Below are 23,582 nucleotides of genomic sequence, written 5' to 3'. Positions count from 1 at the left end.
TATCATTAGCAGCAATCGTGGCCCAAGCAGTACTCAGGTGACCGCACATGAATGAATTACAGCTCGACGACTTCAAAACCGACGAAAACGCCGCCATGGTGTTATTGGTGGACGATCAGGCGATGATCGGCGAGGCGGTGCGGCGTGGTCTGTCGAACGAAGACAACATCGACTTCCATTTCTGTGCCGACCCGCATCAGGCTATTGCCCAGGCGATCCGCATCAAGCCGACGGTGATCCTTCAGGATCTGGTCATGCCTGGCCTCGACGGCCTGAGCCTGGTGCGCGAATACCGTAATCATCCGGCGACCAAGGACATTCCGATCATTGTCCTGTCGACCAAGGAAGACCCGCTGATCAAGAGCGCGGCGTTTGCCGCCGGGGCCAACGATTACCTGGTCAAACTGCCGGACAACATCGAACTGGTGGCGCGTATCCGCTATCACTCGCGCTCCTACATGACCCTGCTGCAACGTGACGCGGCGTACCGCGCGCTGCGGGTCAGCCAGCAGCAATTGCTCGACACCAACCTGGTGCTGCAACGCTTGATGAACTCCGACGGCCTGACCGGGCTATCGAACCGCCGGCATTTCGATGAATACCTGGAGCTGGAGTGGCGGCGTTCGCTGCGGGACCAGACCCAACTGTCGTTATTGATGATCGACGTCGACTACTTCAAGTCCTACAACGACAGTTTTGGCCACCTTGAAGGCGATGAAGCGCTGCGCAAGGTCGCCACGGCGATTCGCGATGCCAGCGCCAGGCCCTCGGACCTGCCGGCCCGTTACGGCGGCGAAGAGTTCGTCCTGGTCCTGCCCAACACCTCGCCGGGCGGTGCGCGAATGGTGGCGGAAAAACTGCGCCAGACCGTGGCCGGGTTGAAAATCCCGCACATTTTCCCGACCGAAGGTTCGAGCCTGACCATCAGCATCGGCCTGTCGACTTTGATCCCGCAGCCGGGCAGCGATTGCCGGCAATTGATCTCGGCGGCGGACAAGGGGCTGTACCTGGCGAAGAACAATGGGCGCAATCAGGTGGGCATTGAGTAGCAGGTGACGGGGTTCCAACACGCCCCCCACCACAGGTTATTCGATTACGGCAACGGCGTTTCTTTCATACTTCGGACGCCGTCGAGCCCCCCTGCAGCAATTCACCGTAGAGATTTTCGCCGCGCTGACGACGAAAAGTCCGATGTTCGATGGTCGCCAGTTGCTCCTTTCGCGCCTCGATAGCCTTGTGTTTCGCCTGTTCCTCACCGAACGTTGCCACGTTGAATGACCGGGAAATCTTTTTGCCTTTACGGGTCGTCGTTTGCGCGATCCAGTAGGTGTTCTTGCCGTTCGTCTGTCGTGAAACACCCGCCAGGCCACTGGTGTTATTGATGCGCAGCTTTTGACGAATAGTGCAGCTTAGTGGTGGTGGGAAGCGGAGCATCTGCTCATTGCGAAACCGCTCGGCAGCGGCACGTGCTGGCCCCTCACCTCCATGGCTAATGAACGTAAATTCCTTGTGCACCTTCATGGCGCCATCCCGGTACAACGATACCCGCCAAGCCATGGCTCCTGATTTCTTGTGGCGGACTCGGATGATTGCGTAGTCGTTAGCGTTTGCGGGTGCATCCGGGATTCCAGTGACCATCAGTGCCCCGTTCTCGGGTGGTGGCTGATCAATCGACATACGTCACATACCGGGCCATCAAATTCGGCCGCTCAAATGTGTCGATGCTGTCGACGCGTTGATGCATCTCCCTGACCACCTGCTTGAACGTCGCGTCGTCCATGTCGATCCAGAAGCGCGGGTTGCGACCGGTGAGACGGTCGTATTCGGCGGTGGTGGGGTCGAGGTGGCGGTATTCCTCGTATTGGGGCAGGTCCGGCAGCGGGCGGCTGACGTCCATGTAGTTCTGGATGAAATCCCACAGGGCGCACGCGGGTTGTGTCTCGGGGCCGGGGCAGAGCAGCGCGCCAAAGTTGATCATGATGTTGCGGTAGCGGTGGGCGAGGTAGAGCACGTTCATCGGCATGCCCTGACTGTCTGGGGACGTGGCGATATAGGCATCAAACTCGTAGAATGGCGCGTTAAGTTCGCCGATGGTACCGCTCTTTTTATATTCACCGTTGTTTTTGTAGTCGAAGACGGTGACCAGGCCAGTGCGACGGTTAAGTTCCCAGATGGGGCCTCGGGAGGGTTTTATCCAGAGGCTGGGGAAGTGCTTGATGACTAATGAACCGATTGCCCAGGATAGGAGTGGTAGGCCGAGAAACCAGGAGTAGTACTCGAATATTGAACGTTTTGTTAGTTCCCAGAATGGTTCTGTTGTTGCTGAAGTCATCACGAAGTGACTTGGAATACTAAGTGTAAAAAATATGTAAAAGAACCATTTTCCAAAAAGCCTCATGTACAGCCAGAAGTGTGAGCTTGCGGGAAGGAGGGCATATCTAAAGCGTTCGTGGTCATCCCTGATGTGAAAATCGATGTGTTCGAACGGACTCGGGGCATAGGTGTTTGTGGCTATTTGCTCTTCGCGTTCTTTCTTGAATCCTTCATGGAGACGGAGTTTTTTAGGTGAGAATTTTTCGAGAAGGTTTACAGATGTTATGTCCTCTGCATTGCCCCAAGGCAGCCTGACCTTGGCGAAACGCATAATCCACAGACGTTCAGTTGAACGTTCTTGTTGAGGTACCTCGCTCATCCCATAGGCAGTTTCTGCGTACCACGATTCATTGCTCATTAGTTGCTGTTCCGTGATTTATTTGACACTTCGTCTGCCCAGTAAAGTGAACCTTCACTGCCGAAGTCGGGTTTATTGTGAGTTGCGTAGAATGGCGTGCCGTCCTTGGGTGGTGGCGCAGGAAAGTGCCAGCGTTGATTTTTTTGTTCCAGTACACACTGCGCTCTCACTTGCCATTGTTGTGCAATGACGTCACATGTTTTTTGTCGCTCAATCGACATACGTTACATACCTGGCCATCAAATTCGGCCGCTCAAACGTGTCGATGCTGTCGACGCGTTGGTGCATCTCCCTGACCACCTGCTTGAACGTTGCGTCGTCCATGTCGATCCAGAAGCGCGGGTTGCGGCCGGTGAGACGGTCGTATTCGGCGGTGGTGGGGTCGAGGTGGCGGTATTCCTCGTATTGGGGCAGGTCCGGCAGCGGGCGGCTGACGTCCATGTAGTTCTGGATGAAATCCCACAGGGCGCACGCGGGTTGCGCCTCTGGACCGGGGCAGAGCAGCGCGCCGAAGTTGATCATGATGTTGCGGTAGCGGTGGGCGAGGTAGAGCACGTTCAGCGGCATGCCCTGACTGTCCGGGGAGGTGGCGATATAGGCATCGAACTCGTAGAACGGCGCGGTGAGTTCGCCGATGGTGCCGTTCTTTTTATATTCGCCGTTGTTTTTGTAGTCGAAGACAGTGACCAGGCCGGTGCGGCGGTTGAGTTCCCAGATGGGGCCTCGGGATGCTTTTATCCAGAGGTTGGGGGATTTATGTATTACCAATTTTCCTATTGTCCATGAAATTAATGGAAGTCCGAGAGCGATGGAGGAAAATTTGATGAGGTAATATGCTGTTTCGCGCCGATCTTCATCGATATTTATTAGTATTAGGAGGGATGTTGCAGATAATATAAACAACAAAAACCAAAATAGAAACCTACCTATCGAGTACAAGTGAATCCAGAAGTGGGAGCTCGCGGGAAGGAGGGCATGCCTAAAGCGTTCGTGATCATCCCTTATATGAAAATCAATATCTTCGAAGGGGTTCGGAGAATAGGCTGCTTTGGCTATTTGCTCTTCGCGTTCTCTCTTGAGTTGTTCTTGAGTTTGAAGGTCGTTTGGCGAGTAATCCTCTACAAAACTTACCGGGCATACGTCATCTGCATTGCCCCATGGCAGTCTGGCCTTGGCGAAACGCATGATCCACGGACGTTCAGTTGAACGTTCTTGCTGAGGTACCTCGCGCGCCCCATAGGCCGTTTTGGCGTACCACGATTCATTGGTCATCAGTTACTGTTCCGTGATTTGTTTGACACTTCGTCTGCCCAGTAAAGTGCACCTTCGCTGCCGAAGTTGGGTTTATTGCGGGTTGCGTCAAATGGCGTGCCATCCTTTGGCGGTGGTGCAGGGAAGTGCCAGCGTTGATTTTTTTGTTCCAGTACACACTGCGCTCTCACTTGCCATTGTTGTGAGATGCCTGATGACCCTGTGACCAAATCGAAGGCATAGTTCGGTGGGGTTTCGAAGAACAATTCCAGTCCCTGCTGTAGCCGCCTTTGTGCTTTGGGTTGGAGGAGTTGACTGTTAATCAGTTTTTTGAACGGCACGGTTTCACTTTTGAGGCGCCCACCCTTGAGTTCGAACGTATTCAGTCGGTAGTGGGTATTGATGTTGAGCGTGCCCAAGTTGGCAATTAAACCCGGTAAGTTACTTTCAATGCGAATGCAGGTATTGGACGAGATCACTTGAAAAGGCGTCTTGGCGTGAACGTCGTATTTGGCATTGGGAATGAATTCAGGGTTGGTGCCGATGTTGATGCGAATGTCGGCAAACAAACTGATCAGGTAGTAGAAACCGCGTTGCGGATCTAGCAGGTGCGCATTGCCTGAGTGAACTTGAGTGCCGAAAGGGCCATTGACCAGCCATTCTTCGATGGGCTTGTCGGTCAGCCACCAAGCGAGCCCTGCACCAATCACGATCAATATCAGCGCTGCCCAACCACCCGGACCCAATTCCAGAAAGGTGACGGTGCCGACAATCAGATTGCTGGCAGTGCTGACGATGCCGCCTGTAGCCATCATCAGATACCCCCACATTGCATCATCGCCCCATTTTTTGGCATACCAGGCGTCGTACAAGCTTATGGACGCAAAGACAGAGCCCGATAGTATTTGTGAGATAAGGCGACCGGTAAATTTTCTGATTAAGCGCTTGGCATAAGAACGGAAGATTTTTTTCGCGGCCTCATCTGGAATAGTAAAAAGAACTTTGCGACCAGCCATTAAAACTGATTTGTTAGCGGCGAATTTTACAGTCAGCATTTCTAGCGCAATAGTCAGATCAACAAGTGCTCCACCCGACCCGACAACTGCTCTTCCAGCTCCTTTCTCTCTTGTGGTTTGTTTGAATGAATTGATCTCCATCCGCACATTCCAAACCTCCAACATCAAAACCCCCGCCGCAAACGGCAGCGAGCCCAACACCCGATAAACCCGGCTGTTCCCCAACTCCGCATGCTCATCCACGCCCCTCTGCAACGCGCCTTTCACTTTCGCGTTGTCTGCCCCCCGAGCCTCCACATCCTCCTTATAAACCCCATTAATCCGCTGATTCAGCCCACTAAGATTGCGCGCCGTCGGATGCTCCACCGGCATCGCCAGCAGTTTGTGATCACTGCCACGAAGGCGGGAAGGCTCCTCGAACGCATCCGTATTCCCCGTCTTCAGCGGTCGCCCCTGAGCATCCAGATACTCACCCATCACCCGCCGTGGCCGCTGCTCGCCGGACGGCACATCGGACAGACCGAACAGGTAGTCACGCTGCGGGTCGGCGTCCCGGCGATTGATGAAATGCGCCTCGCCAAAAGTGTTGGGCATCAGGCTGCGCAACAGCCCCACGCCAAGCCCATGCAGATAGGCACTGGTGGGGGCCACGCTCGCGCTCTGCGCCCCGGACGGTTTGTTCACCGCGCTGCTGGCGGTTTCGAGGGCGCCCGCGAGATTTTCGTAGATGCTGACTAACGTGCCGACCGTCGCTTTCGATTGGCCGGTGAGCGTGCTGTTCAGACTGCCGCTGGCCAACAGGCCTTCGAGCAGGTGCCCGTCGAGGTGTTCGACTTGCGGGTAATAAGGCCCCGGATCGCTTTCAAATACGGCGAGGTGTTCGGCGCGTAAACGGCCATCACCGTCGTTAACCGTTTTCTCGGTGGGCGGCAGGTAAGGCGCGGCCAGTGCGGCGTCATCGACGGTGGGCCAGAGCATCCCGTGCAGCGGATGCGCCGGGTCGTGGGCGATGTCGTTGAGCAATGCCTGGCCGACGCTGGCCTGGGGGCTGTAGAGGCTCAAACCGGTCACGGCGTTGGTGGCATCGCCATTGCTGGCCAGCGGATCGAGTTGCGCGGGCACGGTGGCGAGGGCCGCGAAGGTCTGGCTGACGGCAAACAGCGCGGCGAGGTAGTCAAAGCCGTCCAGGCTCAAATGATCGGCCAGGGTTTGCTGCGTCACCGGTTGTTGCAGGCACTCGGCGAGCAGCGCCTGCGCCATGTTCAGTTGTTGCCAGAGCAGGGCACGTTCAGCGGTGGCGGTAAAGCGGTTGATGTCGCGGCGACCGGCCTCTTTCACTTTGTCGAAACAGGCATGCAGCGGGTTTTTCTGACCGCCAATGTTCGCCGGCACGATCAGTTGCTGGACCAGTACGGCGCTGGCGTGGTGCGGGTGCAGGCTGGCGCGCTCGGCATACAACGTCAGCAGTTGTTGTTGCTGTTGGATCTGTGAAAGCAGATGTCGCAGGCGGTAGCGAGGGTCTTCCAGCAGCACACCGCACACACGCCGTTGCCGAGCGGCTTCCAGCACATCGACGACGGTGGGCTGGGGTTGCCAGAGGTCCGCTTCATCGGCGGTCGGCGTTTCACCACGTAATTGGCTCAACAGCGTGGCGAGACCATCAGCCCAGGCGCTGCTTTCGAGGGTGGCAGGCAAGGACGGCGTGGTGCCTTGCTCCCATTGATCAAGGCAGGCCTTGGCTTCTGTTTTGCGCTGCGCAGGGAATTGTCCCGAGAGGTCGCACACGTAACGCCCCGGATGGTCCAGCAGGTATTCGAAACCGCTTTGGCGTGCGCGTTGTGGGGCGATCAGGCTGACCGGAAAGGCCCGCTCGGCGAGGTTGCGCCAGGTGACGGTGGCTTTCGTCGCGCTATCGGACGCTTGTGCGTCCCACGCGTTGATGCCGCTGAAGGCCTCCAGCATCGCTTGCCCATCGGGCTTCTCGTCGAAAATCCGTTTGAACGCGTGGCTCTCGCATTGCAGCGCAGGGCTTTGACAACGCTGGGCGCGCAACGCCGGGTCTTCCTCCAGGCGTTTGAGGCGAGCAGCGCTGAGCTGGATTTCGCTGAAACACAGTTGCACGGCTTCGGCAGCTTGATTGTTCCAGGTGGCGGGGAGCCAGATGTCGCTGAGATCGACACCGCTGGCCTGTCGGTAATCGCCGCTGAATTCGTCATTCTGGCGATACGCCTGCAGGTCGATGTCGCGGTACGTTGTGAGCTCCTCGTCCTGTTGTACTTCCAGTTCACGCCAGAGGCGATCGCGGTAAAACACGTAGACATAACCGCTGCGGCACAAAACCGGCGTGCCCAGGTCGTAGCGGCTGCGAGTGCCGGGCAGCGCGGCGAAAGGCAGGATCGGCACGATCTGATTCCACTGGGCTTCCAGCTGACGCGGGGTTACACGTACGTCATCCAGCAACGGCAGGCGAATGGGTGGCCCTTGGGTGGTGGCAATTTCAAGCCACAACGGGTGCTTGAGCTGTGCGGACCAATCCCACACAAACAGCTCGCTGTGGACGCTGGTCGAACGCTCTGTTTCAAGCGCAACCTCATCGGTCAGGGCCTGGAGTGGTTCGACGCCCGACTGATCGAAGAGCACCAGTCGCTGGTTTTTCGAATGGGCCGTGCCAATGACTTGAACAATCAGCTTGTCGGGTTCGCAGCAGGGGCCGTCGCTCAGCCTCCCGAGGCGCTTCATGATTGAGCCTGCGTGCAGTGGATGTTCAGGAAGTCGCTGATGGCGTCACTGTTGTCGATGCCTTGGGTCAACGCTTCTTCCATCAATTCATTGGCATGCACAAATGAGCGCCCAGGATGTTGCTGCCACCAGTCATAAAGAAACTGTTCGGTGCGCTGGCGAATCAAGGCGTCTTCCTGGGTGACGCTCAGGGATAAAACCTTGTGTGTGCGCTCAATGGTCCAGTCTGTCGCATGGGGGTTGTTGAGCTGGTTCCAGCCGGTTTCCCCTGCCGCCTTGGCGGCCCACGTTGCACCGAACCAGCGCAGGCGGGTGATCGGTCCCAGCCATAGGCTGAGGTCTTGGGCCGTACAGGCGACAAAAAAATAGCTGGCGACGGCTGGATTGCTGTAGCGCAGGATGCCTTTGCGTTGTTGATCGAATTTAACGAACAAAATCTGTCGCAAGTGAGCAAGTACGGAGGGTGTGTCGCAGGTACTTTCGATCAGTAACCCAGACCATTCCAACGGGGTTTGCTCGATGGCCTGATTGAGCGTTGGCTGATTGTTCAGTCTGACCAACAGAGGGCTTTGCTCGGCGAAGCTGCTTAATTGAGTGCCGGCGAATAGCATCTGGGTGTCGGGATGAGTCGTCAGGCTGTACAGGGTTTTGAGCTGAGCGGATGGGCGCTCAAGCAGAATCCAGGTATTCATGGTCGAGCTCCATGGCCCAGGGCTTTGCGGCATTGGCAGTCGTTCAGCGGGCAGTCCATTGGTGTTCCGCCGCTGGGCATCTGGCAGAGTTCAATCAACGCTTCGTCGCCGAGCAGTTGTTTGAGTAGTGCGGTTGAAACCATTTCGGGTAGTGGCGGTTCGGTCGTGTCGAGACTGATCGGGGCGGCGGCGATCAGGGGCATCGGTGCGCCACCGACCTGAATCGGCACGCTACTGAACAGCCCTGCCGAATTGATTGTGATCCAGGCGCCACTGACCTGAAGGGTGACGCTGGCGCCGCCATCGATGACGACGTTCTGCCCAGCACCGATGTGCACTTGCTGCCGGGCGCTCAAGCGCTGGTTGGTGACGCGAACATGGCGGTCGCCCTGAACAGTCAGGTGATCGTCCTGCCTGATTTCCGTCAGCCGGTTACCGTGGGTGACGTGCTGTTCTTCGGCTCGCAGTTCATGACTGGCGTTGCCGCCAACGACGATGTTGCGCTGGTTGTCGACCTGTACTCGTTTGTCATTGCGCACGTGCTGTACGAAATCGCGCTGGGCGCGAACAGAAATTTCCTCAAGACCTTTGCGATCCTCGATTCGCAGTTCGTTGTAACCGCCACCGCCGGGGCTGCTCTGGGTTTTGAACACGCTGCGGGTTTTGTCGGCGGGCAGGTCGAGCGGGGTCGGATTAGCGCCGTTAGGCAGGCAGCCGACAATCAACGGTTTGTCCGGGTCGCCCTGATAGAAGCCGATGATCACTTCCATGCCGACCCGAGGAATCAACACACTGCCATAACGATCATGGGCCCAGCCGCTGGCTACCCGGACCCAACAACTGGAGCGATCGTTTTGAGCGCCGTCACGATCCCAAGGAAACTGAACACGTACGCGGCCGTGCTCGTCGCAATGGATTTCTTCGCCGGGCGGGCCGCAGACCACGGCATGCTGGTAGCCGTTGATCGTGGTCTTGGGGTGGTCGAGCGCAGGTCTGAAGGGCACGTCCCACGGTGTGGCGAGAAAGGTGTTGCGGTAGCCCTGAGAAAACTCGTCGCTTGAGGCCGTGGTGATCGACTCCTGGAGCACTTGCGGTTGTTTGCCGATGTGGATGACTTCGGTCAGCAACCACAAGTCATTCCATTCCTGGCGCGGGTGGTCGGTCAGGGGCAGGAAATGCCCACTGAGCAGCATTGGCTGGTCGCTGCGTCCAGCGGCTTGTCGATAATCGCTGCGGTGCCGTTCAAGTGCACGTCTCGCACGATGTTTGCCGTGTTCGCGGTCGGTGAACTGGCCGGGAAAGTCGTAGTCTTCGAGTCGCAGCGGCGAAGGATCTTTCGCGGCACTTTCCAGCTGCAGCAAAGGTTTTTCGAAGTCGTAATCTCGACGAGTCACGCCAGTGCTGCGGGTTTCCATTGTGACGGAGAAGGCCTTGATCACCGGGGTATCGGCGACCATCCCGCTGTCCTGCAGGTAGGCGGTGGGGTGATGGAGTCTGGGGAACACGGTCTGATCATCGCCAAACACCAGCACATGCCCCTCGCGACTGTGCTCAAAGTGGTAATGCAGACCTTCTTCTTCGCAGAGCCGCTGCAGGAAATGCAGGCAACTCTCGCCGTACTGGACGCAATAGTCCCTGGGCCGGTAATCCGTGCCGAGGGCAAAACGGTAGGCATCGCCGAGGATTCCTTGGGCTTCCAGTACCTCGGCGATGATTTTCGGCACGCTCAGTTTCTGGAATATCTTGTGGTCGAAACGGTTGCCCAGATAGGCAAGGCGTGGCATCAGGCTGAGCTGATAGTGGGTCAAGCGCTTGCCTGAATCGCCCTGGCCGATGCTATAAATCTGACCGTGAACTCCGGCGCCGTGGCGATCAAAGCCCAGGAATGCCGGGCGATGCAGAAGGTTTTCCAGATCCAGGTCGGGACGTTCGCTGACCAGTTTCAGATCGAAGCGAAAGGGTTGGCTGATGGCTTCCTTGCCGGTGAACTCAAGGACTTGCAGGTCGTGGGCGAAACCTTCGATATCCAGGAGGAAAGATGCTTGATTGGCAGGGCTGAACATCACACATCCCTTGTGCTGATTTAGAAGGGCGGGACTGTGAATGAGTGAATGCGGGGTTGATGCAGGGCTATTCTTTTTTTTGTGTGGGATTTTTCTTGGAGCAGGTTTCCTCCAACTGAGGCTGTCAAACCGGAATTGGACGGCATTCAGTCCGCCAGGCGGGCTGCCTTGACAGCCTGATTACGGTATACTCGCCGGCTTTCAAAAGTTCGCCAACGAGTGCTGCCCGCCATGGAAATCAACCCGATCCTTAACAGTATCAAGGACCTGTCCGAGCGCTCCGAAACTATTCGGGGGTATCTTTGACTACGATCAAAAGCATGAGCGTCTGACTGAAGTCAATCGCGAGCTTGAAGATCCGTCTGTCTGGAACAACCCGTCGTACGCTCAGGAGCTGGGCCGCGAGCGGTCCCTGCTGGCTCAGATCGTCGAAACCCTCGACGAAATGCACAGCGGCCTGGCCGACGCCAAAGATTTGCTGCTGATGTCCGCCGAAGAAGAAGACCAGGCCGCCGTCGATGACGTTGCCGCCGAAGTCGAGCGCCTGCGCGAGTCCCTGGAAAAACTTGAATTCCGTCGCATGTTCAGCGGTGAGATGGACGCCAACAACGCCTACCTGGACATCCAGGCCGGCTCCGGCGGTACCGAGGCCCAGGACTGGGCCAACATCCTGCTGCGCATGTACCTGCGCTGGGCCGACAAACGCGGTTTCGACGCAACCATCATGGAGCTGTCGGCCGGTGAAGTCGCCGGTATCAAAGGCGCTACCGTGCACATCAAGGGCGAATACGCCTTTGGCTGGCTGCGCACCGAAATCGGCGTGCACCGTCTGGTGCGCAAGAGCCCGTTCGACTCCGGTAACCGTCGTCACACCTCGTTCTCGGCCGTGTTCGTGTCGCCGGAAATCGATGACAACATCGAAATCGACATCAACCCGTCGGACCTGCGCATCGACACCTACCGCTCCTCCGGTGCCGGTGGTCAGCACGTTAACACCACCGACTCGGCCGTACGGATTACTCACGTACCGACCAACACCGTGGTCAGCTGCCAGAACGAACGTTCCCAGCATGCGAACAAAGACACCGCGATGAAAATGTTGCGGGCGCGTTTGTATGAGCAGGAAGTGCAGAAACGCAACGCTGCGTCCCAGGCCCTGGAAGACACCAAGTCGGATATCGGCTGGGGTCACCAGATCCGTTCGTACGTGCTCGATGCCTCGCGGATCAAGGATCTGCGTACCAACATCGAACGCAGCGACTGCGACAAGGTGCTCGACGGCGACATCGACGAATACCTGGTGGCGAGCCTCAAACAAGGGCTGTAAAGGCACGCGCTGCAGGGTTGTCGTAACCCTGTAGGAGCGAGGCTTGCCCGCGAACCCCGGCGAATGCCGGGGGCAACGAACCTGATGGAATATTTAAAGACATGAGCGACCTACAACTCGACCCGCAAGCCCTGCAACAGGAAGAAAACTCCCTGATCGCCCTGCGCAAGGAAAAGCTTGCTGCCGAGCGCGCCAAGGGCAATGCCTTCCCCAACGACTTCCGCCGCGACAATTACTGCGAAGATTTGCAGAAACAGTACGCGGACAAGACCAAGGAAGAGCTGGCAGAGGCTGCAATCCCGGTCAAGGTGGCGGGTCGCATCATGCTCAACCGTGGCTCGTTCATGGTGATTCAGGACATGACTGGGCGGATTCAGGTCTACGTCAACCGTAAAACCCTGTCCGAAGACACCCTGGCCGCGGTGAAAACCTGGGACATGGGCGACATCATTGCCGCCGAAGGCACCCTGGCCCGTTCCGGCAAGGGCGACCTGTACGTCGAAATGACCACCGTGCGCCTGCTGACCAAGTCGCTGCGCCCGCTGCCGGACAAGCACCACGGCCTGACCGACACCGAGCAGCGCTATCGTCAGCGCTACGTTGACCTGATCGTCAACGAAGAAGTGCGCCAGACCTTCCGCGTCCGTTCGCAAGTGATTGCGCACATCCGCAGCTTCCTGATGAAGCGTGACTTCCTGGAAGTGGAAACGCCGATGCTGCAAACCATTCCTGGCGGCGCGGCGGCCAAGCCGTTCGAGACTCACCACAATGCCCTGGACATGGAAATGTTCCTGCGTATCGCGCCTGAGCTGTATCTGAAGCGTCTGGTGGTCGGTGGTTTCGAGAAAGTGTTCGAGATCAACCGTAACTTCCGTAACGAAGGCGTTTCGACTCGTCACAACCCTGAATTCACCATGTTGGAGTTCTACCAGGCGTACGCCGACTACGAAGACAACATGGACCTGACCGAAGAACTGTTCCGCGAACTGGCTCAGCTGGTTCTGGGCAGCACCGACGTGCCTTACGGCGACAAGGTGTTCCACTTCGGCGAGCCGTTCGTGCGTCTGTCGGTGTTCGACTCGATCCTCAAGTACAACCCTGAGCTGACCGCTGACGACCTGAACGACATCGACAAGGCTCGCACCATCGCCAAGAAAGCCGGCGCCAAGGTGCTGGGCTTTGAAGGTCTGGGCAAACTGCAGGTGATGATTTTCGAAGAGCTGGTCGAGCACAAGCTGGAGCAGCCGCACTTCATCACCCAATACCCGTTCGAAGTGTCGCCGCTGGCCCGTCGTAACGACGAGAACCCGAACGTCACTGACCGTTTCGAACTGTTTATCGGTGGCCGTGAAATCGCCAACGCCTACTCCGAGTTGAACGACGCGGAAGACCAGGCTGAGCGCTTCATGGCGCAGGTGGCCGACAAGGACGCTGGCGACGACGAAGCCATGCACTACGACGCCGACTTCGTTCGCGCGCTGGAGTACGGCATGCCGCCTACGGCCGGTGAAGGGATCGGCATTGACCGACTGGTGATGTTGCTGACCAACTCACCGTCGATCCGCGATGTGATCCTGTTCCCGCACATGCGGCCACAAGCGTAAGTGTTTCAATTAAAAAGCCGCCTATAACAGGCGGCTTTTTATTGCCTGTCTGGTACAAACGTATCAATTGGTTACTTTTGACGTTTAGAGAGGAATACCTGTCGTGAATCGTGCAATGGCTCAAGAAGGTGCAGCGGATATCGCCACTGCGGTCGCTGAAAGTGTTCAGTACCAGGGTCGCAAGGCCAGCCGACAGGGCAGCGAACAGCGTCGACAGGACATTCTCGACGCGGCGATGCGTATTGTCGTGCGCGATGGCGTGCGGGCCGTGCGGCACCGTGCAGTGGCCGCTGAAGCGGGTGTGCCGCTGTCGGCCACTACGTACTATTTCAAGGACATCGATGACCTGCTCACCGATACCTTCGCTCAATACGTGGAACGCAGCGCGGCGTTCATGGCCCGGTTGTGGGCCAGCAACGAAGGCCTGTTGCGCGAGATGGTGGTCAGCGGCGATGGCACCGCCGAGTCCCGCTCACAGCTGGCGGACGATATCGCACGGCTGATGGCTGATTATGTTCATCGGCAATTGATCAATCGTCGCGAGCACTTGATGGCCGAGCAAGCCTTCCGCCAGGAAGCGCTGCTCAACCCGCGTCTGGCGTTATTGGTGCGTTCCCATCAGCAAATTCTCCTGCAGGGCACCTGCCAACTGTTCGAGGTATTGGGTTCCCGCGAGCCACAACAGGATGCCAAAGTGTTGACGGCGATTATCGGACGGATGGAATATCAGGGCCTGCTCAACGATGCCGAGCCTGTTGCTGAAGAGGAAATGCTCGGAATCCTCAACCGCTACATGCATTTGGTGCTGGCGTCGGTGTAAATCCCGCGGGGCAACTCGACCCCTGTAGGAGCGAGGCTTGCCCGCGAAGGCGGTTTAACATTCAACATATGCGTTGACTGACACACCGCTTTCGCGGGCAAGCCTCGCTCCTACGGGTTCGGTGACCGTTCGGGGCTGTGTGTTCATAGGGAGTGTTGAATGAAAGCCTGGCGTGTCGTTGTGATCGCCTTGTCGTTCCTGCTGCTCAGTGGCTGCCTGGTGACCTTCAAGGAGCCACTGCCCGCCAGCGAGCCCGTGCCCAAAGGGCTGCTCGGCAAATGGACCAGCACCAACGCCTGGGGCGAGCCGATGAACCTGGAACTGACGCGCCTTGGCGACAATCGTTATCAGGCGGTCAGCTACTTCAAGGCCAAACCCCGTGAGCGCGAAGCGTATCCCTTCACGGTGTCGCGCCATGGCAGTCGCTGGTACCTGTCGGCGAAGGTGCCGGCGCAGTTCGGCGGGCATTTCACCATCACCGGTTTCGAGCTCAACGATAAGCACGAACTGGTGGTCTACAACCTCGACCTTGAGCAGATCAAACAAGCCATGGGGCAAAACGTCCTGAGTGGCGAAGGCTTCCGGACCGACGACGGCGACGGGGTGTTGATCAATAACAGCCTGGATCAGGTGTTTGCCTACCTCGATGACCCGGCCAATTCCGATGTTTTCGTCGAAGCGGTGCGCTACCAGCGCCTGGCCAAAACCAAATAAACCCAGCACGTAACGGTTTTACAACAGGAGTTTCGGGTGGACGAATACCAGCAGACGATACGCATTTTGTCCGATCGCATTGTGCTGGCGCAGACGCCGATTCGCGTTCTGGATGCGGTCAAGTGGGACGACAGCATTCGCAAGGGGTTCCTCAAAGGCAAGGGCAAGGAAATGCCGGCCGTGGACCGCGACTACTACCTCAATCGACCGCTGTCGTTTGACTCCAGCAAAGTGAAGCTGGAATTCCAGAACATCGAGCGCGATATCACCCGCCAACTCGGCCAGTTCAACCCGGTCGGCCAGATCATGCGCCGCATGTGCAAGGAATACCGGATGGTGGTGCGCATGCTCGAAGCGCGCGGCACCGAGGATTTCGGGCTGATTTCCCAGGAATTGTATGGCGCGGCGTCCGATGCGTTTCACGCCGGCGACCCGACCCTGGCCGACCTTGGGCTGATGCTCTCCGATTACCTGAACAACATCGCTGGCCGTGGCGACCTCAAGGACGAACCGAAAATTCTTACCGCCAAGGAAGCCGTCGACCTGCTGCAACATCGGTTGAACAAGGTGTTTGGCGAGGCCGAGGAAACCATTCGGGTGTTCGAGTCCGACGGGATCGTCGCTGATGCTGCGGCCGGTGCCGACTACATCAAGATCCGCGCCGACGCGATGTTCAACGACCGCGACGTGCGTGCGCTGGAAGTCCACGAAGGGCTGGTGCATGTGGGCACCACGCTCAATGGCCTGAATCAGCCGATCTGTACCTTCCTGTCCAAGGGCCCGCCGTCGTCCACCGTGACTCAGGAAGGCCTGGCGATTTTGATGGAGATCATCACCTTCGCCTCGTATCCAAGTCGCTTGCGCAAACTGACCAACCGTACCCGTGCGATTCACATGGTGGAGGAGGGCGCGGACTTCTTGCAGGTCTTCGAGTTCTTCCGTGAACAAGGCTTCGAAATGGCCGAAAGCTACGGCAACGCGAGTCGGGTTTTCCGTGGCTCGGTGCCGACCGGTCTGCCATTTACCAAAGACTTGTCCTACCTCAAGGGCTTTATCATGGTTTACAACTATATTCAGTTGGCCGTGCGTAAAGGCAAGCTGGAGCAGATACCGCTATTGTTTTGCGGCAAGACCACGCTCGAAGACATGCGGACCTTGCGCCAATTGGTGGACGAAGGCCTGGTGGTGCCGCCCAAGTACCTGCCCGACCAATTCCGCGACATGAATGCGCTGTCGGCGTGGATGTGCTTCTCCAACTTCCTCAACCACCTGAGCCTGGACCGGATCGAAGCGGATTACTCCAATATCCTCTAACGATGACGCAGTCCAAATGTGGGAGCGGGCTTGCTCGCGAAAGCGGTGTGTCATTCGACATCAATGCTGGATGGAAAACCGCTTTCGCGAGCAAGCCCGCTCCCACATTGGAGCGTATTCCAACCCCCTATTTTCACGAGGCTTCACCGGATGAGAATCCTCGGCATCTTTTGCCTGCTCCTGGCCCTCGGCGGTTGCAGCTCTTTGCTGTTCTACCCCGAGCCTGGCCAGCCGTTCACCCCGGAAAAGGCCAAACTCGAATTTCGCGACGTCACCCTGACCACCGCTGACGGCCTCAAGCTGCATGGCTGGTGGCTGCCGGCGAAAAAAGGCGTCGAGGTCAAAGGCACGGTGCTGCATCTGCACGGTAATGGCGGCAACCTGGCGTGGCACCTGGGCGCGAGCTGGTGGTTGCCGGAGCAGGGCTATCAAGTGTTACTGGTGGACTATCGCGGGTATGGTTTGTCCGAAGGCAAACCGGCGTTACCGGAGATTTACCGGGACATCGACGCCGCCTTCAAATGGCTCGACCAGGCCCCGGAGGTCAAGGGTAAGCCGCTGATTCTTCTCGGTCAGAGCCTTGGCGGTTCGATGGCCGTGCATTTTCTGGCCCAACATCCCGAGCGCCAGCGGCAACTCAAGGCCCTTGTGCTCGATGGCGCGCCCGCCAGCTACCGCGATGTCGGACGTTTCGCCCTGAGCACGTCATGGATGACCTGGCCGTTCCAGGTGCCGTTGTCCTGGTTGGTGCCGGACGGCGACAGTGCGATCCATTCCATGACGCAGCTCAATGGCGTACCGAAACTGATCTATCACAGTATCGATGATCAACTGGTGCCCCTTTCCAACGGCATCCGTCTGTATCAAGCTGCGCCGCCGCCGCGGGTGCTGCAACTGACCCGGGGCGGTCATGTGCAAACCTTCGCCGACCCGGTCTGGCGAAAAGTCATGCTGCGCTACCTCGAAGACCCACAGCATTTCAACGGCCTGCGCCGCCTGGCTGAAATCCCGAATTACCCGGCACCCCCGAATTCTGAAGATGAACCACCAGAGAGTCCGCAATGAGTGAAGAACGTAACGCCATCCCGCTGATCATCACCGGTATTTGCAGCATCCTCGGCACTGTCGGTGCCCTGTGGTGGTACGGCTACCTGCACTTCGCCAAACCCGAAGATGCACTGCTGCTCAGTGACTTCACCATGCTCAAGACCGTGCCGGGTGAAGACTACAAGGTCTCCCTGGAACCGGCCCCGCAAGTGGCGCAGTGCATCGATGGCGTGCTGGTGATGTTCGACACCGAGCAGAAAGGCCTGACCGGCGTATTGGTCAACAACAAGAAAAAAGCCGTGCGCTGCATGGGCCAGGAAACTCCGCAAAAACTGCAACCGTAACCATTCCGTAGGAGCGAGGCTTGCCCGCGAAGAACGATGACTCGGTGTATCTGCCAGACCGCATCATCGTTCTTCGCGGGCAAGCCTCGCTCCTACAGACGGCATAAAAAAGCCCCGCCTGATCCACTCAGGCGGGGCTTTTACGTTATCGCAGGTTCTTAGTTAGAGCTGATCGCCGAACGGGGGACGACGGGCTGGCTGTCATTGGAAATGGTCACTTCCACCCGACGGTTCATTGCACGGCCCGAGACGCTGGTGTTATCCGCGACCGGGTATTCCTTGCCGTAACCCTGGACCACGATGCGCGCAGGGTCGACACCCATCTTGATCAGGGCCACTTGCACCGAGGTCGCGCGACGCTCGGACAGCGACTGGTTATACGACGCCGAGCCAGTGCTGTCGGTGTAGCCTTCGACGATCACTTTACGGTCCGGATTTTCCTGAAGGAACTGCGCCAGTTTGTTGATGTTCACCAAACCGTTGGACTTCAGGTCGGCCTTGTTGGTGGCAAACAGCACATCACCAAACGTCACCAGCGTGCCGCGATCGGTCTGTCTGGCGTTCAGGCTGTCCTGCAGCTGTCTGATCTGCTGGTCGCGGGCATCCAGACGAGCCTGAGCCCGTTGTGCCGCGGCGTTTTTCAGGTTGTTTTCAGCGGTGCGCAGGGCGATGGTCTGTTTGGCCACTTCAACACGCTGATTGGTCAGGTAAGCCAGTTGGTCGACCTTGGCCTGGTCTTCCTTGTCCTGGTAAGCCTTGTCGGCCTTGTCCAGGTATTCGCTGGCATCTTTGGTTTCCAGCGCCGCGACTTTGCTGGCTTGCGGGTTGGCTTGCAGGCCGGCGTAGTTGGTTCGGGCTTGCTCCAGGTTCGCGTTGGGCGGGGTGGAGCAGGCTGCCAGTGCAACACTTGCGGCCAGGAGGGCGGGGATCATCAATTGTTTGCGCATAATGGTTCGTCCTTTCTATCGATACAGTTTCAGGTCTGTAATCGGGATGCGCGCTTACTGCACGGTGCGCTGACTTTCCTGACGCAGTTCCTGAACACCTTTCTGGGCGTCCTTCACAGCTTGTTCGGCTTTCATCGCCTGGGCCTTGCGCTCGGCGACACGGGCGTCCCACTCGGCTTGCTCGGCCAGCCTTCTGGCCTCGTCATACTTGTTGTCGTGCATGGCGATTTCGGCTTGCTTGAGTTTGTCCTGAGCGGCCTTCATTTCCACCGCGGCGAATTCGGTACCGCCCGCGCTGACGGCGCTGTTCACGGCCGATTGAGTCACGGCGTATTGCTCGGTTGGTGGGTTACCGGCGCAACCGGCCAGAACGAAGCTACTGCCGATGGCCAGGGCAGCCAGTTTGAGACCGCGCAGGTGGGTAAACGAGGATGGGGCAGTGCTGGTCTTCATGGTCTTCAACTCCATTGGATAACTCCTGAAAACATCTGAATCCATCCTGGGCAAGGAGCCGCAACCTTCAATTTCCAGTGCACTTTTGAAACGGCCGTCCCAGGCATGGTTACTGGGTTGACCCGAAGTGTTTTTTAAAAGTTCAGAGAAGATGGCCTGTCGCCCGAAAAAACATGACCGAACGGACAAGGCTCTAGAACGGGGATTTTCGGGTTGAGCAGGGTACTCCCGAGCGTTTCATGACCCCGGGAATACGCCATTTTGAAGGATGGATGCAATCAAACTGTGGGAGCGAGCCTGCTCGCGAAAGCGTCAGTAAATCCAGCATTGAGGATGGCTGATCCACCGCTTTCGCGAGCAGGCTCGCTCCCACAGGTTCTAGTGTTTTTGCTTGTCGTTATCGCCCGACAAATCGTGCAAATGCCGCCGGGACAAGGCGAGAAACCGCGGGGTCGGACCGACGTCTTCGTACAGCGGATCGCCTTCTTCATCGGTGGCCACCACCGTTGACCCTTTCACATACGGAAAGCTCGCTTCGAGTTCTTCCAGGGCAGCGCCGATCAACTCGCCGAGCAGTTCTTCGGGGTGCCTTTTGGGGTACATCTCGATAATCGCCGCCAACCGTGCGGCCGCTTCCACGTCCAGATGAATCGCGTAGCCAGTGTCGGTCAAACGACCCTTGGCGTTTTCTTCCCAATGCTTGGCGAGCTCGCGGATTTTCATAATGACCTCATTGCGCACCTGCTCGTGGCAGGCCGGGTGAGTGTCCGGCGGTGGCCGGCGGCAAGCCGTTGTACGGCTCATTATTGTTGAGACTAGCTGCAACGCCTTGTGTTTGAGTCCCTTCGTCTGCTTGTAAGAACCGCTTTACGACGGCACTCTCTATGTCAGAGCCTCTAATAAAGCATAGCCGCCCGGATTTTCGCTGGAGAACTGCTGATGACTGATATTGATGCACGCTTGCGCGAGGACGTTCACCTGTTGGGTGAGCTGTTGGGCAACACCATTCGTGAACAGTATGGGGATGACTTTCTCGACAAGATCGAGCAAATCCGCAAAGGCGCCAAGGCTGATCGTCGCGGGTCGATGGACGCCGAGCTCAGCGCCAGCCTCAACCAGTTGAGCGAAGACGAGTTGCTGCCGGTGGCGCGGGCGTTCAACCAGTTCCTCAACCTGGCCAATATCGCCGAGCAATATCAGCTGATTCACCGCCGCGAAGAATCGCAACCCGCGCCGTTCGAGGCCCGGGTGTTGCCGGAGCTGCTCACTCGCCTGCTGACTGCGGGGCATGACGCCGAGTCCCTGGCGCGGCAATTGGGCCGGCTGGAAATCGAGCTGGTATTGACGGCGCACCCCACCGAAGTGGCGCGTCGCACACTGATTCAGAAGTACGACGCGATCGCCGCGCAACTGGCCGCCCAGGACCACCGAGACCTGACCACCGCCGAGCGCGAGCAGATCAAGACGAAGTTGCAGCGCCTGATCGCCGAAGCCTGGCACACCGAAGAAATCCGCCGTACCCGCCCGACACCCGTGGACGAAGCCAAGTGGGGCTTCGCGGTGATCGAGCATTCGCTGTGGCAGGCGATTCCCAACTATTTGCGCAAGGCCGATCAGGCCCTGCATGCGGCCACCGGCCTGCACCTGCCACTGGAAGCCGCACCGATTCGCTTTGCCTCGTGGATGGGCGGCGACCGTGACGGCAACCCTAACGTCACCGCCGCCGTGACCCGCGAAGTATTGCTGCTGGCGCGCTGGATGGCCGCCGATTTGTATCTGCGCGATGTTGATCACCTCGCCGCCGAGTTGTCGATGCAGCAGGCCAGCGACGCGTTGAAAGCCAAGGCCGGCGACAGCGCCGAGCCTTACCGCGCGGTGCTCAAACAGTTGCGTGAACGCCTGCGCGCGACCCGTAACTGGGCCCACGCCTCCCTGACGGCAACCACGCCGGCGTCGGCCGATGTGCTGCAAAACAACCGCGACCTGCTGGACCCGCTGGAGCTGTGCTACCACTCGCTGCATGAATGCGGCATGGGCGTCATCGCCGACGGTCCGTTGCTCGATTGCCTGCGCCGTGCAGTGACCTTCGGGCTGTTTCTGGTGCGCCTCGATGTGCGCCAGGACTCGTCTCGCCACACGTCGGCCATGACCGAAATCACCGATTACCTCGGCCTGGGCCGTTATGAGGATTGGAGCGAGGAAGAGCGCATCGCCTTCCTGATGCGTGAACTGAACAATCGTCGCCCATTGCTGCCGGCGTACTTCAAGCCGTCTGCCGATACCGCCGAAGTGTTGGCGACTTGCCGGGAAATAGCCGCGGCACCGGGGGCTTCCCTCGGTTCGTATGTAATCTCCATGGCCGGTGCAGCCTCCGATGTGTTGGCCGTGCAACTGCTGCTCAAAGAGTCCGGCGTATTGCGGCCGATGCGCGTGGTGCCGTTGTTCGAAACCCTCGCCGACCTTGATAACGCGGGCCCGGTGATCGAAAAACTCTTGCTGCTGCCGGGCTATCGCTCGCGCCTGCAAGGGCCACAGGAAGTGATGATCGGCTATTCCGACTCGGCCAAGGACGCTGGCACTACAGCGGCGGCCTGGGCGCAGTATCGGGCACAGGAGCGTTTGGTCGACATCTGTCGCGAGCAGCAAGTGGAATTGCTGTTGTTCCACGGTCGCGGTGGCACCGTGGGCCGTGGTGGTGGCCCGGCGCACGCGGCGATTCTGTCGCAGCCGCCGGGGTCGGTGGCGGGGCGTTTCCGCACCACCGAGCAGGGGGAAATGATTCGTTTCAAATTCGGTCTGCCGGACATCGCTGAGCAAAACCTCAATCTGTACCTGGCGGCGGTGCTGGAAGCGACCTTGTTGCCACCGCCACCTCCTGAGCCGGCCTGGCGGCATTTGATGGACGAATTGGCCGCAGATGGCGTCAAGGCTTACCGCGCCGTGGTGCGGGAAAATCCGCAGTTCGTCGAGTATTTCCGCCAGTCCACACCGGAACAGGAGTTGGGGCGTTTGCCATTGGGCAGCCGCCCGGCCAAGCGCCGCGCCGGCGGAATCGAGAGCCTGCGCGCCATTCCATGGATCTTCGGCTGGACCCAGACACGCCTGATGTTGCCAGCCTGGCTCGGCTGGGAAGCGGCATTGAGCAAGGCGCTGGAGCGCGGCGAGGGTGAATTGCTGGGGCAGATGCGCGAGCAGTGGCCGTTCTTCCGTACCCGCATCGATATGCTGGAAATGGTGCTGGCCAAGGCCGACGCCGATATCGCCCAGTCTTACGATGAGCGCCTGGTGGAGCCGGATCTGCTCCCTTTGGGTGCGCATTTACGCGACCTATTGTCGCAGGCCTGTGCGGTGGTCCTGGGGTTGACCGGTCAGTCGCAGCTACTGGCACATAGCCCAGACACCCTTGAATTCATCCGCCTGCGCAACACTTACCTCGACCCGCTGCATCTATTGCAGGCCGAGTTATTGGCACGTTCCCGGCAACAGGATGTGGCCCAAGGCAGCCCGGTAGAACAGGCGTTGCTGGTGTCTGTGGCGGGGATTGCCGCCGGTTTGCGAAATACCGGCTAAGGTTTTCGTCGTGGGGACAGGCACTCGGCGCGAGCGTCGAGTGCCTGCTGGCGAGCGGTCGAAAAGGTCTGTCACGCGACAGTTAATGATCGGGTTGCGACTTGGGTTACCCCTTCGAAGGGGCTCCTCAGGCGCGGGTTTCTCCGACTTTCGGCGGCTTGTGTGGGCAGGGCCTGCTGTGTATCTTGATCAGCCTTTGGCCGTTTGGGCGGTCGCGATCCTATTTTTGAGATTGGCCCCACGAGGCGAATCTGACGTTATCTATATAAAAAATTGAGGAGCACATCGATGCGCGTCATTCTGCTGGGAGCTCCCGGGGCCGGTAAAGGTACTCAGGCTAAGTTCATCACCGAAAAATTCGGTATCCCGCAAATCTCCACCGGCGACATGCTGCGTGCTGCTGTAAAAGCCGGTACCGAGCTGGGCCTGATCGCCAAGAGCGTCATGGACAGCGGTGGTCTGGTTTCCGATGACCTGATCATCAATCTGGTCAAGGAACGCATCAGCCAGGCCGATTGCGCCAACGGTTTCCTGTTCGACGGTTTCCCGCGCACCATTCCCCAGGCTGAAGCCCTGGTGAAGGCCGGCGTCGAACTGGATCACGTGGTCGAAATCGACGTCAAAGACGAAGACATTGTCCAGCGTATCGCCGGTCGCCGCGTGCATGAGGCCTCAGGCCGCGTGTACCACATCGTCTACAACCCGCCGAAAATTGCCGGTAAAGACGACATCACGGGTGAAGAACTGGTGCAGCGCAAAGACGATACCGAAGAAACCGTGCGTCATCGTCTTTCGGTTTACCACGCTCAGACCGAGCCACTGGTGAAGTTTTACCAGGAGCTGTCCACCGCTCAAGGCAAGCCGAAGTACAGCCATATCGAAGGTGTTGGCTCGGTTGAAGTGATCACCGGCAAGGTGCTTGAAGCGCTGAGCTGAAAAGTCTGATCGGC

At 58.3% G+C, this 23,582-nt stretch carries 19 protein-coding genes and 1 pseudogene; 10 read left to right on the top strand and 10 right to left on the bottom strand.

Annotation, left to right across the window (positions count from 1 at the left end; translation table 11 throughout):
* The first annotated feature begins 47 nt into the window (after positions 1-47).
* A complete protein-coding gene (locus KGB14_RS11315) occupies positions 48-1,049 on the top strand; it encodes a PleD family two-component system response regulator (RefSeq protein WP_223486561.1) in 1,002 nt (333 codons plus the stop codon).
* Positions 1,050-1,113: 64 nt separating this feature from the next.
* On the opposite strand, the gene KGB14_RS11310 is transcribed toward KGB14_RS11315, so the two are convergent.
* The 7 genes and pseudogenes from KGB14_RS11310 to KGB14_RS11280 form a co-directional block, all read right to left on the bottom strand.
* On the bottom strand, positions 1,114-1,677 hold the full coding sequence (locus KGB14_RS11310; protein WP_223486559.1) for an AP2/ERF family transcription factor: 564 nt from the start codon (positions 1,675-1,677) through the stop codon (positions 1,114-1,116).
* A complete protein-coding gene (locus tag KGB14_RS11305; RefSeq protein WP_223486557.1) occupies positions 1,667-2,731 on the bottom strand; it encodes a hypothetical protein in 1,065 nt (354 codons plus the stop codon). Before KGB14_RS11305 ends, KGB14_RS11310 begins: the two co-directional genes overlap by 11 nt.
* Before the next feature lie 210 nt (positions 2,732-2,941).
* Complete coding sequence (locus KGB14_RS11300) at positions 2,942-4,003, bottom strand: hypothetical protein (RefSeq protein ID WP_223486555.1); 1,062 nt, start codon at positions 4,001-4,003, stop codon at positions 2,942-2,944.
* The gene (locus KGB14_RS11295; protein ID WP_223486553.1) at positions 4,003-7,050 is read right to left on the bottom strand and encodes a hypothetical protein; all 3,048 of its coding nucleotides are present in this window, start codon (positions 7,048-7,050) and stop codon (positions 4,003-4,005) included. Before KGB14_RS11295 ends, KGB14_RS11300 begins: the two co-directional genes overlap by 1 nt.
* Before the next feature lie 36 nt (positions 7,051-7,086).
* Positions 7,087-7,737: pseudogene (locus KGB14_RS28650) on the bottom strand (hypothetical protein); the annotation flags it as partial.
* Positions 7,734-8,429 carry a DUF4123 domain-containing protein gene (locus tag KGB14_RS11285; RefSeq protein WP_223486549.1) on the bottom strand — a complete coding sequence of 232 codons (696 nt, stop codon included), beginning with the start codon at positions 8,427-8,429 and terminating at the stop codon, positions 7,734-7,736. The pseudogene KGB14_RS28650 and the gene KGB14_RS11285, both read right to left, overlap by 4 nt.
* On the bottom strand, positions 8,426-10,492 hold the full coding sequence (locus KGB14_RS11280) for a type VI secretion system tip protein VgrG (protein ID WP_223486547.1): 2,067 nt from the start codon (positions 10,490-10,492) through the stop codon (positions 8,426-8,428). The genes KGB14_RS11285 and KGB14_RS11280 overlap by 4 nt, the downstream gene beginning before the upstream one ends.
* A 231-nt stretch (positions 10,493-10,723) precedes the next feature.
* Here KGB14_RS11280 and prfB point away from each other — a divergent pair.
* The 7 genes from prfB (at position 10,724) to KGB14_RS11245 (ending at position 17,662) form a co-directional block, all read left to right on the top strand.
* Positions 10,724-11,819, top strand: a protein-coding gene (gene prfB / locus KGB14_RS11275; RefSeq protein WP_095920368.1) for a peptide chain release factor 2 whose coding sequence is annotated in 2 segments (ribosomal slippage) — positions 10,724-10,795 and positions 10,797-11,819 — 1,095 coding nt in all. Because the reading frame shifts where the segments join, the coding sequence is not laid out codon by codon here.
* A 101-nt stretch (positions 11,820-11,920) separates the two neighbouring features.
* Positions 11,921-13,423 carry a lysine--tRNA ligase gene (gene lysS, locus KGB14_RS11270; RefSeq protein WP_223486545.1) on the top strand — a complete coding sequence of 501 codons (1,503 nt, stop codon included), beginning with the start codon at positions 11,921-11,923 and terminating at the stop codon, positions 13,421-13,423.
* 103 nt (positions 13,424-13,526) lie between these two features.
* Entirely contained in the window at positions 13,527-14,243 is a 717-nt protein-coding gene (locus KGB14_RS11265) for a TetR/AcrR family transcriptional regulator (protein ID WP_223486543.1), read from the top strand.
* Between the two features lie 159 nt (positions 14,244-14,402).
* On the top strand, positions 14,403-14,957 hold the full coding sequence (locus KGB14_RS11260; protein ID WP_223486541.1) for a hypothetical protein: 555 nt from the start codon (positions 14,403-14,405) through the stop codon (positions 14,955-14,957).
* Between the two features lie 36 nt (positions 14,958-14,993).
* Positions 14,994-16,271, top strand: coding sequence for a flavohemoglobin expression-modulating QEGLA motif protein (locus tag KGB14_RS11255; RefSeq protein WP_223486539.1), 1,278 nt, complete (start codon positions 14,994-14,996; stop codon positions 16,269-16,271).
* A 150-nt stretch (positions 16,272-16,421) separates the two neighbouring features.
* Positions 16,422-17,336: an alpha/beta hydrolase gene (locus KGB14_RS11250; RefSeq protein WP_223486537.1), complete on the top strand. Its 915-nt coding sequence runs from the start codon at positions 16,422-16,424 to the stop codon at positions 17,334-17,336.
* Entirely contained in the window at positions 17,333-17,662 is a 330-nt protein-coding gene (locus KGB14_RS11245) for a hypothetical protein (RefSeq protein WP_223486535.1), read from the top strand. The genes KGB14_RS11250 and KGB14_RS11245 overlap by 4 nt, the downstream gene beginning before the upstream one ends.
* 158 nt (positions 17,663-17,820) lie before the next feature.
* Here KGB14_RS11245 and KGB14_RS11240 read toward each other — a convergent pair whose 3' ends face one another.
* From KGB14_RS11240 to KGB14_RS11230, 3 genes are all read right to left on the bottom strand, one after another.
* Positions 17,821-18,609 (bottom strand): OmpA family protein, encoded by a 789-nt coding sequence (locus KGB14_RS11240; protein ID WP_223486533.1) that lies wholly within the window; start codon positions 18,607-18,609, stop codon positions 17,821-17,823.
* Positions 18,610-18,663: 54 nt separating this feature from the next.
* The gene (locus KGB14_RS11235) at positions 18,664-19,077 is read right to left on the bottom strand and encodes a DUF4398 domain-containing protein (RefSeq protein WP_223486531.1); all 414 of its coding nucleotides are present in this window, start codon (positions 19,075-19,077) and stop codon (positions 18,664-18,666) included.
* 363 nt (positions 19,078-19,440) lie between these two features.
* Entirely contained in the window at positions 19,441-19,785 is a 345-nt protein-coding gene (locus tag KGB14_RS11230; RefSeq protein WP_223486686.1) for a pilin assembly protein, read from the bottom strand.
* A 216-nt stretch (positions 19,786-20,001) separates the two neighbouring features.
* Between KGB14_RS11230 and ppc the strand changes: the two genes are divergently transcribed.
* Together ppc and adk are read left to right on the top strand one after the other, a co-directional pair.
* Positions 20,002-22,632: a phosphoenolpyruvate carboxylase gene (gene ppc / locus KGB14_RS11225; protein ID WP_223486529.1), complete on the top strand. Its 2,631-nt coding sequence runs from the start codon at positions 20,002-20,004 to the stop codon at positions 22,630-22,632.
* A 288-nt stretch (positions 22,633-22,920) separates the two neighbouring features.
* Positions 22,921-23,568, top strand: a complete 648-nt coding sequence (gene adk / locus KGB14_RS11220) for an adenylate kinase (RefSeq protein WP_223486528.1) — start codon at positions 22,921-22,923, stop codon at positions 23,566-23,568.
* Positions 23,569-23,582: the final 14 nt, after the last annotated feature.

Origin of the sequence: Pseudomonas sp. A-RE-19, from assembly GCF_019956555.1 — a bacterium.
GTDB lineage: Bacteria > Pseudomonadota > Gammaproteobacteria > Pseudomonadales > Pseudomonadaceae > Aquipseudomonas.
Note: the sequence above shows the minus strand (reverse complement) of the source record. Positions and strands in the feature narration are given on the sequence as shown.

Bases quoted from the DNA above. Each gene is read 5' to 3' on its own strand.
- KGB14_RS11310 (WP_223486559.1), bottom strand. From the start codon at position 1,677: ATGTCGATTGATCAGCCACCACCCGAGAACGGGGCACTGATGGTCACT.
- KGB14_RS11250 (WP_223486537.1), top strand. From the start codon at position 16,422: ATGAGAATCCTCGGCATCTTTTGCCTGCTCCTGGCCCTCGGCGGTTGC.
- KGB14_RS11240 (WP_223486533.1), bottom strand. From the start codon at position 18,609: ATGCGCAAACAATTGATGATCCCCGCCCTCCTGGCCGCAAGTGTTGCA.
- adk (WP_223486528.1), top strand. From the start codon at position 22,921: ATGCGCGTCATTCTGCTGGGAGCTCCCGGGGCCGGTAAAGGTACTCAG.
- KGB14_RS11280 (WP_223486547.1), bottom strand. From the start codon at position 10,492: ATGTTCAGCCCTGCCAATCAAGCATCTTTCCTCCTGGATATCGAAGGT.
- ppc (WP_223486529.1), top strand. From the start codon at position 20,002: ATGACTGATATTGATGCACGCTTGCGCGAGGACGTTCACCTGTTGGGT.
- KGB14_RS11315 (WP_223486561.1), top strand. From the start codon at position 48: ATGAATGAATTACAGCTCGACGACTTCAAAACCGACGAAAACGCCGCC.
- KGB14_RS11260 (WP_223486541.1), top strand. From the start codon at position 14,403: ATGAAAGCCTGGCGTGTCGTTGTGATCGCCTTGTCGTTCCTGCTGCTC.
- KGB14_RS11235 (WP_223486531.1), bottom strand. From the start codon at position 19,077: ATGGAGTTGAAGACCATGAAGACCAGCACTGCCCCATCCTCGTTTACC.
- KGB14_RS11245 (WP_223486535.1), top strand. From the start codon at position 17,333: ATGAGTGAAGAACGTAACGCCATCCCGCTGATCATCACCGGTATTTGC.
- KGB14_RS11300 (WP_223486555.1), bottom strand. From the start codon at position 4,003: ATGACCAATGAATCGTGGTACGCCAAAACGGCCTATGGGGCGCGCGAG.
- KGB14_RS11230 (WP_223486686.1), bottom strand. From the start codon at position 19,785: ATGAAAATCCGCGAGCTCGCCAAGCATTGGGAAGAAAACGCCAAGGGT.
- lysS (WP_223486545.1), top strand. From the start codon at position 11,921: ATGAGCGACCTACAACTCGACCCGCAAGCCCTGCAACAGGAAGAAAAC.
- KGB14_RS11285 (WP_223486549.1), bottom strand. From the start codon at position 8,429: ATGAATACCTGGATTCTGCTTGAGCGCCCATCCGCTCAGCTCAAAACC.
- KGB14_RS11305 (WP_223486557.1), bottom strand. From the start codon at position 2,731: ATGAGCAATGAATCGTGGTACGCAGAAACTGCCTATGGGATGAGCGAG.